Origin of the sequence: Paenibacillus xylanexedens (assembly GCF_001908275.1) — a bacterium.
GTDB classification, from domain to species: Bacteria; Bacillota; Bacilli; order Paenibacillales; family Paenibacillaceae; genus Paenibacillus; species Paenibacillus xylanexedens_A.
Genome location: NZ_CP018620.1, coordinates 3880414 through 3894896, shown reverse-complemented (window position 1 = coordinate 3894896; position 14483 = coordinate 3880414). Strand labels below are relative to the sequence as shown.

At 44.1% G+C, this 14483-nt stretch carries 9 protein-coding genes and 1 pseudogene; 2 read left to right on the top strand and 8 right to left on the bottom strand.

What is annotated here, in order from left to right; genetic code table 11:
• Window positions 1-127: 127 nt before the first annotated feature.
• Both BS614_RS17360 and BS614_RS17355 read right to left on the bottom strand, forming a co-directional pair.
• Window positions 128-1891, bottom strand: coding sequence for an ATP-binding cassette domain-containing protein (locus BS614_RS17360; RefSeq protein ID WP_074094879.1), 1764 nt, complete (start codon window positions 1889-1891; stop codon window positions 128-130).
• Window positions 1876-2730 carry an energy-coupling factor ABC transporter ATP-binding protein gene (locus tag BS614_RS17355; RefSeq protein ID WP_074094878.1) on the bottom strand — a complete coding sequence of 285 codons (855 nt, stop codon included), beginning with the start codon at window positions 2728-2730 and terminating at the stop codon, window positions 1876-1878. The genes BS614_RS17360 and BS614_RS17355 overlap by 16 nt, the downstream gene beginning before the upstream one ends.
• A gap of 112 nt (window positions 2731-2842) precedes the next feature.
• On the opposite strand from BS614_RS17355, the gene BS614_RS17350 reads away from it, so the two are divergent.
• Entirely contained in the window at window positions 2843-3433 is a 591-nt protein-coding gene (locus BS614_RS17350) for a biotin transporter BioY (RefSeq protein ID WP_074094877.1), read from the top strand.
• Between the two features lie 144 nt (window positions 3434-3577).
• Here the strand turns inward: BS614_RS17350 and BS614_RS17345 are convergent.
• From BS614_RS17345 to BS614_RS17325, 5 genes and pseudogenes are all read right to left on the bottom strand, one after another.
• A pseudogene (locus BS614_RS17345) lies at window positions 3578-5048 on the bottom strand (Msr family ABC-F type ribosomal protection protein).
• A gap of 490 nt (window positions 5049-5538) precedes the next feature.
• Entirely contained in the window at window positions 5539-7428 is a 1890-nt protein-coding gene (locus BS614_RS17340; protein WP_074094876.1) for a beta-glucoside-specific PTS transporter subunit IIABC, read from the bottom strand.
• Window positions 7429-7639: 211 nt separating this feature from the next.
• On the bottom strand, window positions 7640-8470 hold the full coding sequence (gene licT, locus BS614_RS17335; RefSeq protein ID WP_074094875.1) for a BglG family transcription antiterminator LicT: 831 nt from the start codon (window positions 8468-8470) through the stop codon (window positions 7640-7642).
• A gap of 424 nt (window positions 8471-8894) precedes the next feature.
• The gene (locus BS614_RS17330; protein WP_036670717.1) at window positions 8895-10337 is read right to left on the bottom strand and encodes a 6-phospho-beta-glucosidase; all 1443 of its coding nucleotides are present in this window, start codon (window positions 10335-10337) and stop codon (window positions 8895-8897) included.
• 465 nt (window positions 10338-10802) lie between these two features.
• The gene (locus BS614_RS17325) at window positions 10803-11633 is read right to left on the bottom strand and encodes an amidohydrolase family protein (RefSeq protein WP_074094874.1); all 831 of its coding nucleotides are present in this window, start codon (window positions 11631-11633) and stop codon (window positions 10803-10805) included.
• A gap of 261 nt (window positions 11634-11894) precedes the next feature.
• On the opposite strand from BS614_RS17325, the gene BS614_RS17320 reads away from it, so the two are divergent.
• The gene (locus tag BS614_RS17320; RefSeq protein ID WP_074094873.1) at window positions 11895-13619 is read left to right on the top strand and encodes a cellulase family glycosylhydrolase; all 1725 of its coding nucleotides are present in this window, start codon (window positions 11895-11897) and stop codon (window positions 13617-13619) included.
• A gap of 131 nt (window positions 13620-13750) precedes the next feature.
• Here the strand turns inward: BS614_RS17320 and BS614_RS17315 are convergent, their stop codons facing one another.
• Window positions 13751-14146 (bottom strand): hypothetical protein, encoded by a 396-nt coding sequence (locus BS614_RS17315; RefSeq protein ID WP_074094872.1) that lies wholly within the window; start codon window positions 14144-14146, stop codon window positions 13751-13753.
• Window positions 14147-14483 lie beyond the last annotated feature (337 nt).

Sequence of the window (14483 nt, the reverse complement as noted above, 5' to 3'; positions counted from 1 at the left end):
AACGTCCACTTATTGTGAGCGAGGACAAACGCATTTATGCATGATCTTTGGAAAACACTGCGTTTATTGTTCTAATCCATCGTCTTATTCATCACCGGATTAATCACGTTAATCATCGCCATCACAATTAGCGAATCCATATTAATAGTACAAAAACAATGAGGCCAGCCATGCTAATCCAGGTATCGCGTCTGGACCATACCAATAACGATGAACGTCCTCCGAGCGTAGAGTGCTCTCTAACTTTACGCATTTCCATCGCAATGGTCATATCCTCTGCACGTTGGAACAGTGCCATCAACAAGGGAATCACCATCGGACCCAGGTCACGAATTCGAACGGTATTTGGTCTTAAAGCTGCCTTTCCACGTGCCCGCACGATCAGTGAGAATCGCTGCCACTCACTCCAGATCATCGGGATAAACCGAAAGATTAACGATACAGCAAGAGCAAACGAAGCTACGGGCAACCTGATCTTTTTACCGATACCGAGTACCCAGTCAAGCCCTTCTACCATTCGCCCATAAGGTGTCGTCAACGAAAACCAAAGGCTTGCCAATGTGACGATAAACAAACGATACACATTCAGCAAAGTGCCCTCCGCCTGCATCAGGGAAAAGCCAAAGTGCAGACCTCCTCCCTCTGTTGAAAGAGTTGTCCCAGATAACGCCGTTGAGATGATGAAAAAGAATAATAATGGTTTCATTAACTTCATACATCCAGCCAAAGTCTGACGCGGAAGCACGGCAAGTGCTGCTAATACCGGCACCAGTGTTAACGTCAATCCCAGCCATCGCTGTTGAAGCATAGCTGCGGTGACCAGCAAAATATACAAAATCCATTTCAGACGCGGGTCCATGACGCCATATAATTCCCCTGAATGAGTCAATGTGTTCGGAAGAAGCTTTAGATCATCTTCCGGTTTAATGGACGACAGCATCCGTGCTTCTTTTTCATACTTCATTACATCGCTCTTGACTTCCATCGTTACTGTCTCTGATGCTTCTTTCGATCCGTTCTGAATCCCCACCTCAACTGACGTGGACTGAACAATACTTTCAGCCATCTCCTCTGGCGTCATCGCGGTCAAAGGCAGCTCAAGACCCGCTGCTCTAAACTGCTGTACCAGTCTCATCGATGGTGGCAGTCCAATCCCTGTTTGCTCCAGCAGTTCAGGTCTTTTGTGAAGTTCTCTCGGCGTAAGATCGGCAATTAGACGGCCTTCCTGCAACAACAATACTCGATCCGCACAAGGCAAAAATGTATCCAGATCATGGGTCGCTACCACCCCCCCACCACCTGCCAGACGATGTTGCTCCAGTACATCCAGCAAAAGCCCGACACTTTGCGCTTCCAACCCGGCGCTCGGCTCATCCAGCAGAAGCCAGTGTGGGTTGGTCACACTTCCGAGAGCAAGTCCAAGCCTGCGCTTCTCTCCCCCACTTAGAGCAAATGGCGACCTGTCCAGATGAAAACGCCGGTCCAACTCCGAGGATACTGGCGGGTCCCATTGGTTCAGTGCTTTTGTGATCTGCTCTTGTTGCTGTTTCTCTGAAAGTCGATAGGGACGCAGAGAATATGAGAATTCACGCTGAATACTTCGGGCAAACAGTTGTTGTTCCGGAAATTGAAACAATAGTCCCGTTTGCAATAAAATCGACTGCGGCACTTTTCCTTCTTTCCAGAAAGGAGTGTCATCCAATGTGATACTTCCTGCATCGGGCGGTCTTAGACCAGCCAACGTCTGTAATAAAGTCGTTTTTCCTGAACCGGTGCAGCCCAGCAGCAAGGTGATTTCCCCACTGTTCAACTGTACACTCACATCTTCAAGCAGTGCACGTTTGCCCGATTCCGATGCTTCTATACGTATATTGGTTAGCTTGATCTCCAACGTGCGACCTCCTTGGCCAGTTGCTCAGTTCGCAGTGGCATGGCTTCTGGCATCATACCTTTTTGCTTGAGCAATAACGCAGTTTTTACAGTAAAAGGAGGGTCCAACCCTAACCGTTCACAGGGAGATAGCTGTACATTTTCCCGAGTAGCCTTCTCATTCGTCTCTTTTTCATAGTAAAAGGTCTCCGGCTCCCCGTTGTAAACACAACGTCCCCTCTCCATAGCAATGATTCGATCACACAGGGTTGCTTCCTCCAGATGGTGTGTAATCCAGATCACCGTTGTACCCCGCTGGGTAATCTTCTGAACGATGGCCTCGATACGGTCTCTTGCTCCCGGATCAAGCATGGCTGTTGGCTCATCCAGAATTAATATATCCGGTTTGGCAGCGAGCGCTACAGCAATATTAAGCAGTTGTTTCTGTCCACCGGATAATTGTGAGACAGCCTTCTCCGGGGGATATTGAAGTCCTACGGTATGTAATGCATCCTGCCGGCGCTCCAATTGCTCTCCTACAGAATCCATCAATGGTGACAGCGCAAAATGAAACTCCTCTTCAATCGTATCGCCAAGTACCTGTGCATCCGGTTGCTGCAATACACCCCGAACGGTAAGTTCATCCGAGATATCCCGTACCCCTCCAGATAGTGGAATGAATCCAATCAGTAGTCCAGCGAGTGTGCTTTTTCCACTGCCATTCGCCCCTACAATACCAATCCATTCTCCTTGGTGCAGCGTAAGTGAGACCCCATCCAGTGCTTTTCTCACCTGACTATCTTCGGAAGCATAATGCACTCGAACATCTTCTAATGTAATTATAGGCAGGTTGCCTTGCATCGTAAATTAGTCCTTTCCCTTTCTATTGTTATGTGGTACGATCCTAATCGTTAACCACATTTATATAATTGGTTAACAATCATATTACCAAAATGGAGAGGATTGTTCAAACATGAAATTATCTTTGCGAGGCATTGTATTCAGCGCACTTATGGCCGCAATTTTAGTACTTTTTGGTTACATAAGCATTCCCATTGGCTTCTCCCCAGTACCGATAACATTACAAACTTTGGCTGTCATGCTGGCCGGAGGATTACTTGGTCCACTCTATGGTTTTCTAAGTGTCACGATGGTTGTTCTGCTCACCGCTCTTGGATTCCCCTTGCTACACGGGACCGGAGGACTTGCAGTACTTCTTGGACCTACCGGAGGATATGTGATGATGTGGCCGTTCTCCGCTTTATTGATTGGATTGTTGCTTGCACGAATCAACATCAAAGGTGTAACAGGATTTATTCTCGCTTTTGTTGTATTTGAACTATTTGGTTCATTGCTTGTTTATGTATCCGGGGTCCCTTGGCTTGCTTATGCTTTCAAAATGGACTTACCTGAGGCCATGATTCAAGGGTTCTATCCTTACATAATTGGCGATCTGATCAAAGCTGTATTTGCTGCCATCATCATTGCGCCAGTGCGAATGGTTTTCCCACCTCAACGTCTCACAGGTAACATGCATTCCACGGTTATAAAGGCGGATTCTTAATAGAAGCTACATATCCTATTAGATCACGAGCCTCCATATTCTAAAAAAAAACAGCCAAAATCACTTTGGCTGTTTTTGTTACTTCTCTTCCTCTAAGATTGTTCTGCCATCGGAGTGATCCGTGTAAATATTCTTTAGTTCAACTTATATATTCACCTGAATTAATTGACGCTCTGTAATCTGAAATTGTTGATCCGCTGTATTTTCAATAAACCTCTGATCATGAGTATACATACAGAATTGTTCCTTCATACGCCTTAATAAAACGCTCCAACGCTTCCAATGCATGCATATCAAGAAAGTTCGTCGGCTCATCCAACAATAGAATGTTATATTGTCCAAGAAACAAGTGACATAATTGAAGACGAATCGCTTCTCCTCCGCTTAATGTCCCAACATTCTTCAGCAAGTCATTACCTGTAAACTGCATCGCATGCAACGCACTTCTGAGCTCTGATTCCTCATATTCCGAACGATTTTTCAGGAATTGTAATACGGTCTCTTTTGTCGTGAAACGATAGCTCATTTGCTGAAAATAACCGAGCTTTGCTTTTGGAGACATTGTGATCTGATCTCCCACATGGAAAACATGGTTAAGCAATGTGCTTTTCCCACTGCCATTGGCTCCGGTTATCGCTATTTTTTGTTTTAATGGAATTTGAAAACTTACATCCTCCAACAATATGTTTCCATCCACCTCAAGTGTAAGGCGATCTGCCATAATCGGAAATCGATTGTGCAGCTCCAGTGTCTTTGGCTGACGGAAGATCATAGGCCGATCCTCTTGCACCGCTTTTACCTCGTGAAGTTGTTGCATCCGCTGTTCAATCGCTTTGGCTGCGCGGTGCACCGCTTTTTGGCTGGTGCCTTTGGATTTGGTTTCAACCATACGGTTTGTTTTTGCCTTGGATTCTTTTTTGGACATGCTTCCGGCCTGCGTTATTTTCTCGGCTTTCTTCATCTTTTCCCGAGCGGCCAGCTCCAATCGTCTTTTCTCCTTGGAAAACTGCTCATGGGCCTGGTTTTGTTGTTCACGCTCCAGCCTCTTCTGTGCCTGATAATCACTATAGTTGCCGGAATATACGCGAACCTCACCTTGATGGATTTCCCAGATCGTGGTCACCAGTTCATCCAGAACCGCACGATCATGACTGATCAGCACAAGCGCCCCATAATAATAACGCAATTCATCCAGCAAAAATGTAATGCCCTCTTGATCCAGGTGTGTCGTTGGTTCATCCAGTAACAGTACTTCATGATAATGAGTGAACATTTGAGCCAGTTTTAGACGGGTCTGTTCTCCACCACTCCATGGCTGATCGTGTTGAGGTATCGCTAATTTACTGAGTAAAGCCCCGTCAACTTCGATACTTTCGTTAGACTGGGGCGGTTCAACTTGTTCCAAATACCCGAACTCTGCGTAACGTTTTACCTTTCCAACTGTGGGCTGGATCTGTCCTGCAATGAGTTTCAACAATGTACTTTTACCCTGACCATTACCACCCACTACACCAATGCGATCCAGTTGATGCACAGCCAGTCGCTCAATGTTCAGTATTACTTTATCCATATAGGTCATCTCAACCTGTTCTAATTCAAAACATATCTTTTCCATATTCGCTACCTCCGAAATAAGAATTATTTCGTATCGATAGCGAAGCACGCTTCTATCGATACGAGCTTATCGTGCCAGCTCGTATCAATAGAACAGTAACGTCATCATAGCGGTTACCTCCAGTAGTCTGTATTGAGCGCCTTTACCTAATTATTTACCTGAGTAAGATAATCAGAAGAAAAAAAACAAAGAATCACAGGCCACGGCCTGTGATTCAACGTAAACGGGTAAGCGAGTATAACACTTATCTTAAGGTCAGGATGATTGAAAACGACAGACTGATCCCGTTTACTCTGAACCAATAGTCAGAGCCTTTGAACGTATTCAATTACCGATTCAAAGGAAGGAAGCGCAGTCTCATTGCATGTGTCATATTCAATAATCCACCTTTCATTATCATGTATAGATGTACAATTCTAATTATAATTTTCCAATTCCACCATGTCAACGGAACGATGAAAACACTACACCATCAGATTAGTACATCAAACTACTTTTGTTCCTGGTCATTACCGCTACTTAATTTCAATAGAAGTTCCTGGCTATGAACCTGACCTGTAGCCTGTGGAATTACTTCCTCGTAGTTGGCGGAATTCGTTACGATAATCGGCGTTACCGTGTGATAACCAGCAGCCTTAATCTGTGCAATATCGAACTCAAGCAACAGATCTCCCGCTTGGACCCTGTCCCCTTCCTTGATATGGGACACAAAATGCTGTCCGTCCAATTTAACGGTATCAACTCCCACGTGAACCAATATCTCAGCACCGGTGTCTGATACTACAGCCAAGGCATGTTTTTTCTTGAATGCAACGGTAACTGTGCCGTCAAAAGGCGCTACAACTCTGCCCACAGTTGGCTCAATCGCGATCCCTTTACCCATTGCTCCCGATGCAAAGGCCGGATCCGGAACTTCCGACAATTCAACAATCGTTCCTTCAATTGGGCTAAATACAATTTCGTCCGAAGCATTCGTTGCACGAACAGATTGCTGATCGGATGTCGTAGATTCGGTTTTTATTTCTTCTTCAACCGGATCTTTGAAGCCCATGATGTACGTTAGTACAGCCGAAACAACAAAGGATACTACGATACCCAGAATCAATCCTGGGAAACCTTGTCCACCTGGTCCGTAGAAGATTGGCAGGGTCAGCAACCCTGGTGCACCGGATGCAAATGCCAATGTACCTGCTTGACCAATGATAGCTCCACCAACTGCACCACCGATTACGCCTGCAATGAATGGACGTTTCAGTGGTAATGTTACCCCATAGATGGCCGGTTCCGTAATACCGAACAAAGCCGTCAACGTGGATGATCCAGCCAGCGTTTTCAGTTTTTTGTTCTTTGTTTTCAACATAACCCCAAAAGCAGCACCCGTTTGAGCAAAGATCGAAGCTGTCGCAGCGGGTTTAACACCATCCTGTCCATACACTGCAACGTTGTTGATAAATACCGGAATCAGACCCCAGTGTATTCCGAAGATAACGAGCAGCTGCCAGCTTGCACCCATAACGGCTCCTGCGAGCAATGGACTGAATCCAAATGCGGCAACCAGTCCAGCTGCAATTCCATTACCAACGTATACGCCAAATGGTCCAAATACAAGCAATGTCAGAGGTACCATAATCACTAGCAAAAACAATGGCGTAACAAAGTTTTTCACACTATCGTGAAGTGTTTTATTAAAGAACTTTTCCAACTTGCTCATGACAATGACAGCTAAAATGATAGGAATAACTGTAGATGAATAGTTCATCAAGATGACAGGGATACCGAAGAAATCCGTTGGTGTTCCCTCTGATTTCAACGTGACGATGGACGGATAGATCAGTGCTCCTGCAATCGTCATCGCGACAAACATATTTCCCTGGAATTTACGTGCTGTTGTAACCGCTAACAACAGAGGCAGGAAGTAGAAGAGACTATCTGCTGCTGCATACAAGATCGTATATGTTGTTTCTGTCGTTTCCAGCCATCCAATATTGCTTGCAATCAACAATAACCCTTTTAGAATACCGGCTCCCGCCATAACACCCAGAAGTGGTGCAAAGATGCTGGATATGATATCGATAATCCCCCCGAGCCCTTTGGCTGCTTTGCGAGGTTTTTCTTTATCTGACGAATCGTCCAGAATGTTACTGATCTGTCCAATGGCACTATAGACTTCAGGCACCTTGTTACCAACAACAACCTGGAACTGTCCTCCATTTTCTTTGACTGCAATAATGCCCTCTGTTTTCTCCAGTTTGGCTTTGTCTGCCTTGGCATCGTCCTTCAATACAAACCGTAATCGTGTTGCACAATGAACCAGCGATTCCACATTTTTCTCACCGCCAACCAGTTCTACAATCTCTTTGGCCAGTTTCTCTTGACTCATACTCTGCACCCCCACTTTTTCTCAAACAGGCCTCTTACCGATTTTTTTGCACGCAAAAAACCTAAGCCTTGAGCAAGGGGACACAATGGTCCTGACCTTCTCATGACTTAGGTTTTGCCTGCATAACCAGTAACAATCCCAGTTAAATCGTATTCAATTCCTGTTAATCACATATTATTATAATAAAACCATTTTTGTCAACATTTAAATATTATCGATTAACCACTCGTTCGATATGAACCGTCAGATACAACTTTTCTTCATTGGTCAGCTCATGGTTGTACTCTTTTTTGACAAACAACTCAATTTTCTCCATGCACGCTGCGGCATCCGGATGTTTCTCCTTAATCATGTCATAGAAATGATCATAGTTGTTGTCGTAATGCGTACCACTGAGCACACGCTGGGAGAAGAACTTCAGATGTGTGATAAAGCGAAAATAACTGAGAGAGTCCTCATCAAATTCCATTTTGAAATGATATTTCGCTATATTAATAATCTGCTGGATAAACTTCGTAATATTCATCGTTGTAATAACTTCTTCGTTCATCTCTGCGTTAACAATATGAAGAGCAATAAAAGCGGCTTCATCGGGTGGAAGCTCAATATTCATTCGGGTGTTGATCTGTTCCAGCGTCCTCAGGCCCAGTTCGAATTCGGACTTGTACAACTGTTTGATCTCCCACATTAATGCGTTCTTGATCTCCACGCCTTCCCGATAACGTTCGATGGCGAAGTTAATATGGTCTGTAAGAGATACATAGATGTTCTCATTCAGCTTTCGACCCAGATTCTCACGCGCATACGTGATAATCTCTTCCACAATTTCAATCAGTTCCATCGGAACTTCCCGCAGCAGCATTTTGAAATTATCGGATGTTTGTTTGTTTTTCAATGCAAATACTTTCTGGATGCGGGTCTCGTCTACTTTATCCCCCGGCTTTTTCTTAAAGGCAATCCCACGTCCCATCACCACAAGCTCTGCTCCATCCGCCTGATAGATGCTAATGACGTTATTGTTGATAACCTTTGCTATTTTCAATTCAATCCCCCCGTCACGTTCCACTCTCTTGGCAGTTATACATCGTCTTTTGGGCATACAAAAAAAACCTGAAGCATCACAAAATAAACAAGACATGGTGGTCTGCTTTTTTTGGTGCTTAGGTTTTGCCTACTTCGAGTAGTAACAATCCCAGAAACGATATAATTGCGTCAAGTATAGCGCGAACCTGACTATATGTCAACGCTTTCAATGTGAGGACAAACGGAAGTCCCATGGTTATATAAATTGAACTAGATAATATTTACACTAGCTACTCCGATGACAGAACAAGCTTCCGATCGCTGTTATCCCCAGATTTTTTCTGTCCTCTCCGCTTTGTGTAAATGTTTAGTTCAATTTATATAGATGAAACTTCCGATGTTTTATTGCCGTACAAGACCATTTTAATTCAGAAAAATATAAATTACGCGTCACCCAGGTTTGTTCCGTTGGATTCGATCACATTTTTGTACCACTCAAAACTCTTCTTCTTCAGTCGTGTCAGCTCACCTTGACCTTCATTATTACGATCCACGTAAATGTAGCCATAACGTTTTCTCATCTCACCTGAGGAGGCACTTACAATATCAATAGGTCCCCAGCTGGTGTAACCAATGATGTTAACGCCATCCTGAATGGCCTCACCCATTTCAGCTACATGTCGTTTCAAGTAGTCAATCCGGTACGCATCATCCACTTCACCTTCCGGTGTAACCTCGTCATTGGCACCAAATCCATTCTCAACAACAAACAGCGGCTTCTGATAACGATCATGTAGTTGATTGGCGGTAATACGGAATCCTTTGGGATCAATCGTCCAGCCCCACTCGGACTTCGCCAGATATGGATTGGCTACCGAGCCAAATACATTACCACTGGTCATATTTTTGATAACTTCCGGATCGGTACTGGTTGTACGACTTGAATAATAACTGAATCCGATATAATCTACGGTATGATTCTTCAAGATTTCCGCATCACCCGGCTGCATAACAATGTTCAACTCGTGATCTTTGAAGAAACGTTTGGCATAACCCGGATATTCACCACGTGACTGCACATCGATGAAGAAATAGGACTCTCTATCTTTTTCCATGCCCTGGAACACATCTTCCGGATTACAAGTATACGGATAGAAGCTTCCTGCGGCGAGCATACACCCAATCATTGCACCAGGAATAATCTCATGACATGCCTTGACTGCCAGTGCACTTGCAACCAGTTGGTGGTGAGCAGCCTGATATTGAATTTCCTTGATGTTATCCCCTTCATTAAACGCCAGCCCCGCCCCAAGGAACGGAAGATGTAACAGCATGTTGATCTCATTAAATGTCATCCAGTATTTCACCTTGTCTTTGTACCGAGTGAATACCGTTGTAGCGTATGTCTCGAAAAGAGTTACCAGTTCACGACTTCTCCAGCTGCCATACTTCTCGATCAGATGCACAGGCACATCAAAGTGAGCCAATGTAACCACAGGTTCAATGCCGTTTTTCAACAATTCATCAAACAGGTTATCGTAAAATTGTAATCCGGCTTCATTTGGCTGTGCATCTTCTCCTGTCGGGAAAATCCGTGCCCAAGCAATGGAGACACGCAGTGCTTTGAATCCCATTTCGGCAAATAAAGCAATGTCTTCAGGGTAACGGTGATAAAAATCGATTGCTTCATGCGAAGGATAGAACTCGGTAGCGAGCGGCGTAAAAGCCGGAACATTGCCTTTCATAATACTTCTGCGGTTCTCACCTGTTGGCAGCAAGTCAACAATACTCAGCCCTTTGCCATCTTCCAGATACGCGCCCTCCGCCTGATTGGCAGCAATGGCTCCACCCCACAGAAAGTCTTTAGGAAATTTAAAATTCGTCATCATCATTCTCCTTCCAAATATGTAATTCAGCTATCCGCTCAAATCCTGAAAAATATTAAAAAGACAAAATATTTAAGTTGAACTACACAATTACACATAAACGGAGAGGACAGAAAAAATCTGGAGAAGCGGAGCTAAAAGCTTTCAATGGAAAGCTACTTCGTAAGCATAAACTCGCCTTTATCACCGGATTTCCCCTTTTAAAAGGGATTCAAAAAATCTGGGGATAACAGCGATTGGAAGATTGTTCTGGCCGCGCAGTCGTCTCGTGTAAAATCGGTTGTTCAACTTAAATAGAAAAAACCCGAACCAGCCTGGGTACACGATTACGTGTAAACAAGCCAGCTCAGGTTATGCCCATATCGGTAACATTCCCAGATCATGATTATGCGGATTGGATAAAACTTTAGCAAGAATCAGAACAGTTGTCAACTTCTTGAAACCGGTTTAGCTTCGGATTGCCCACTACGATATTTGATAGAACGCAGCACATGTGCCGCCAAGAATCATCTGTTGATCTAGTATAGGTAAGGCATTAATGTGAGAATTAATAAGACCATATACTTCAGAATACGTAGCTGAAACGTTGCTCACAGGCCAATCGGACCCAAACATTAACCGTTCTGCACCAAAGGCTTCTATGGCGATATTCAGATAGGCTGTAAAATCCTTTGGATTCCAATTTACCCAGTCTGCTTCCGTCACCATCCCTGAAAGTTTACAGTACGCATTTGGTTGTGCGGCCAATGACTCAAGCGCTTCTTTCCAGGGTGAGAGTATACCTGATTTTATGTCGGGTTTGGCTAGATGATCAAGTACAAATCGCTGTTCAGGAAACGTCTTAACCAGTTCAACGGCATAAGGCAGTTGCTCCTTGGATACCAACAGATCATAGGCCAAACCATACTCCTTTAGCAATGAGATTCCGCGCTGAAAGTCTTCTCTCAATACATACTTCAGATCAGGTTCATCCTGTATGACATGTCGTACGCCCTTCAGATACGGATTGGACGCGAACAATTCAAGCTGATTCCGAACTTCATCCGAACAAAGGTCCACCCATCCGACAACACCTTTGATACATTCATGCCGATCTGCCAACTGCAGAAGCCACTCGGTTTCTGTCAGTGATTGTCTGGCTTGTACCGCAATACATCCATCCAGTCCGGATTGGACCAATAAAGGTTCAAGATCTTCAGGAAGAAAAGATTGACGAATGGTTTTCATCTCTTCCCCAATCCATCCGTACTCGGCGACATTGTATTCCCAGAAATGTTGATGTGCATCCAGTTTCATATTAGATCCCTCCCAGGGTATTTAAATCTAATTATCATCAAAAAGCAATCACTGATTTTCACATGATTTTTATTCCAATTGTGCAGGTATTGTCCAATATTAAATCATGATATAGTAAATTACGAAAACGCTTTCAGTGCATAAATCGGTGGTGATTCCAGCATTAAACAAGTGAATTTTTGTTTGTGTTGAGCCTCTATTTACACCCTGCTTAACCGCTATTCACGTTCAACCATTCTCTATTCGAAGGAGACTATATTAATGAAAAAAAACCGCAAATCAGTCCTATCTCTTACGCTTGTGACTGCCATGATTCTATCTCTATTCTCCTCCGCTATGGCTTCAGCTGCAACTGACAACAGCGAACAGGCCAGTGCATCACCCGCTCCAAGCAAAATGCAGACCTATGTAAACGCCATGGAGCCTGGCTGGAATCTGGGTAACTCTCTGGACGCCGTTGGTGAAGATGAGACAGCCTGGGGCAATCCGCGCATCACAAAGGAACTAATTCAATCGATCGCAGCTGAGGGCTACAACAGTATCCGTATCCCTGTGACCTGGGAAGCCCATATCGGTGACGCACCCGACTACATAATTGATTCCGCTTACATAAATCGGGTTCAAGAAGTGGTAAACTGGGCCCTCGATGCGGATCTCTACGTCATGATCAATCTTCACCATGATTCCTGGCGCTGGATCAGTTACATGGAGAAAGACCATGACAACGTGCTTGCACGTTATAACTCTGCTTGGACTCAGATTGCGGACAAATTCAAAGATGCATCCGATAAGCTCATGTTTGAAAGTGTTAACGAACCACGCTTTTCCGAAGGTGGCACAACGGATGCAGCGATTGGGTATCGCATGCTGGACGAATTGAATACTTCTTTTCACAAGATCGTAAGAACTTCGGGTGGAAACAACGAGACACGTCCACTTGTGCTTCCAACGATGCATACCTCTTCCGCTCAGCCTGATCTGGATGAACTGAATAAGACCATTCAAAAATTGAATGACAGCAATATTATTGCAACCGTTCACTACTACGGGTTCTGGCCATTCAGTGTGAACATCGCAGGTTACACCAAGTATAACGAGGAAGTACAGAAGGACGTTACAGACACATTTGATCGAGTATACAATGCTTTTACAGCGAAAGGCATTCCGGTTATCGTCGGTGAGTATGGCTTGCTTGGGTTTGACCAGCACACAGGTGTCATTGAGCAAGGCGAAAAACTGAAATTCTTCGAATTTGTTGGACAATATCTGCGTCAAAAACAGATGACAACGATGTTGTGGGATAACGGACAACACTTCGGTCGCACAAGTTTTACCTGGTCTGATCAGGAATTATTTGATACCATGAAAGCCAGCTGGACAGGTCGCTCATCCACAGCCGAAACGGACCTCGTATATCTTAAACAAAATGAAGCTATTCAAGATAAGAAGGTAAAGCTCAATCTGAATGGGAACAAATTCAATTCGTTGAAAAATGGCACCACCCCTCTTGTCAGAGGTAAAGACTATACAATCAAAAAAGATGTGCTTACGTTAAAATCCAATCTGTTAACCAAATTGACAACCTCTGGTGATTTGGGCGTAAATGCCACACTCACGGCTGGATTCAATGAAGGTGCTGACTGGAACTTCAATATCATTAAATATGACACACCTAAGTTGAACGATGCAACTGGTACAACCAGTGCATTTGCCATTCCGACTACGTTTAACGGGAACCAACTGGCCACGATGGAAGCAACATATGCAAACGGAGAAAACGCCGGTCCACAGAACTGGACTTCGTTCAAAGAATTCTCCTACACATTTAGCCCAGATTACGAACGTAATGTGATTGAGCTGAAACCTAACTTCTTCAATGAAACCAATGATGGCGAAGTCACGCTTAAGTTCCATTTCTGGAACGGAGATGTGCTGACGTACAAAATCACGAAAAATGGAACCAGCGTTGTTGGCGTAGCTTCATAATAGTTATAAGGATTCCCCACTTGATCTATACCTGTGGGAATCACGAAACGTTCTGTCCAGAGCCATCGGTTCGAACAGAACGTTTTTCCTTTTAATCAGATATTCCTTCCACATCCTTTATGAATGACCGTTCACAATAAAAACGAAACATTCCCACTCTGGCTATGAATGACATACGTCGCACCAAGCCCTTTATATACAAGACCAACTGGAGCCTTGTTACTGGAAACGACATAGAGATGTTGCGGATACCAGCTGTGACACAACTGGATATCCTGGCAACATTGAGGCAGATTATTCTCGAACACAAATGCATTTGTGACCATATATTCGGGACGAGTCTGTTGCATCCCTTCCGTTTCTTGAATATATCGCACAGGAAATGCTCCAAGGGTTTGAAGTTGTTCCCGTTCCTCTTCACTGTGTACAAGCACAACGAAGGCTAATCCCTTTTTCAGTAATAAATCTACAAAATTCATCCCCGCTGCACTGTGTCCTGCTGATACAACAATCATTGCTTCATCCATTGCTGTCTACCTCGCCTTCACATCAGATCCTGCATATATCATCTCAAGTATCTTATGTGCGAATCATAGTCCTCTGTCTGCCTTTCCGCAATTGAACCGTATCCGATTCTGCACCTTCCTGGTTGATTCTAGACCGTAATCCTGTTCATATCTTGTATAATGCACTCTTTACTCTGTTATTCTCCATATTTCTCGGTCAATCATAAGTGATTCAAGAAATCTGATTAACCGAGCCATAATCGAAGATATATCTCTTTTTAATCGCTTACATGCACAGATTCAAAGCAAGATGTCTTAATACCTTGGCTGAAAGTAATGCAAAAATGCAAAGGAAACC

Excerpts from the sequence above, each read along its gene's own strand:
- BS614_RS17355 (WP_074094878.1), bottom strand. The coding sequence starts at position 2,730 with ATGCAAGGCAACCTGCCTATAATTACATTAGAAGATGTTCGAGTGCAT.
- BS614_RS17350 (WP_074094877.1), top strand. The coding sequence starts at position 2,843 with ATGAAATTATCTTTGCGAGGCATTGTATTCAGCGCACTTATGGCCGCA.
- BS614_RS17340 (WP_074094876.1), bottom strand. The coding sequence starts at position 7,428 with ATGAGTCAAGAGAAACTGGCCAAAGAGATTGTAGAACTGGTTGGCGGT.
- BS614_RS17320 (WP_074094873.1), top strand. The coding sequence starts at position 11,895 with ATGAAAAAAAACCGCAAATCAGTCCTATCTCTTACGCTTGTGACTGCC.
- BS614_RS17315 (WP_074094872.1), bottom strand. The coding sequence starts at position 14,146 with ATGGATGAAGCAATGATTGTTGTATCAGCAGGACACAGTGCAGCGGGG.
- BS614_RS17325 (WP_074094874.1), bottom strand. The coding sequence starts at position 11,633 with ATGAAACTGGATGCACATCAACATTTCTGGGAATACAATGTCGCCGAG.
- BS614_RS17330 (WP_036670717.1), bottom strand. The coding sequence starts at position 10,337 with ATGACGAATTTTAAATTTCCTAAAGACTTTCTGTGGGGTGGAGCCATT.